This window comes from Motiliproteus sp. MSK22-1 (assembly GCF_001968815.1).
GTDB lineage: Bacteria > Pseudomonadota > Gammaproteobacteria > Pseudomonadales > Balneatricaceae > Motiliproteus.
The window spans coordinates 1-836 of sequence record NZ_MIEQ01000023.1 but is presented as its reverse complement, the minus strand read 5'-3'; the positions used below and the strand labels follow the sequence as shown (position 1 = coordinate 836).

Here is an 836-nt window from a genome sequence, read left to right as displayed (position 1 = left end):
GCGCACCCCTGATAAGGGTGAGGTCGGTGGTTCAAGTCCACTCAGGCCTACCAATTATTCGATAGAATGATTGAAGTAGCTCAGCTGGTTAGATCGCACCCCACTCTTTATCGATAAAAAGGGGTGAGGTCGGTGGTTCAAGTCCACTCTGACCCACCAAATTACGCGATTCGGCGTTATGAAAGTACTTGCATAGCAGGCTATGCTTCGCGCTTTCATGTCTTAATTCACGAAATTTGGCGTAAAAAACTGACTCCGAAGTTTCCAGCACTGATTGATGGAAACGCCAGGGCGCAGAGGTTTTTTCAGCGGACCAGGCGTGCGTAGAAGCGAACGACGGCCGATGAAAAAAGATCAGGCACTGGGGCTATAGCTCAGCTGGGAGAGCGCCTGCCTTGCACGCAGGAGGTCAGCGGTTCGATCCCGCTTAGCTCCACCATTCTCTGGTGAACCTTGAGAAACCAAAAGCTAAAGAATGAGGGTGTCGAATGACATCGTGATGACTTTACCTTTTGTTTTCTTACAAACAGCGGTAAAACGCTTGGAAAACACGCTCTTTAACAATGTGGATTTGTGATTGAAGTAAAGTTGAAATTTAAGTTCAATTTTTTGAAGTTCGATCAAGCGAAATAATATCTGGCGAGCTCTTATTATCGTAATACGATAAGAGCAAGTGTTAGCAGAATCAACTCCGGTTGAAGCTGCTGACAAACGTCTTTTCACTTAACCCGTGGAAAGACAGTGTCGTACAGTCTGCGATCGCTATAACATCAAGCCGGTGCGCAAACACCGTTTTGGGTTATATGGTCAAGTGACTAAGCGTGCACGGTGGATGC

Annotated in this window: 1 tRNA gene; it reads left to right on the top strand. The window is 46.8% G+C overall.

Annotation, left to right across the window (positions count from 1 at the left end):
* The first annotated feature begins 363 nt into the window (after nucleotides 1-363).
* Nucleotides 364-439: transfer RNA gene (locus BGP75_RS04630), tRNA-Ala, on the top strand.
* Nucleotides 440-836 lie beyond the last annotated feature (397 nt).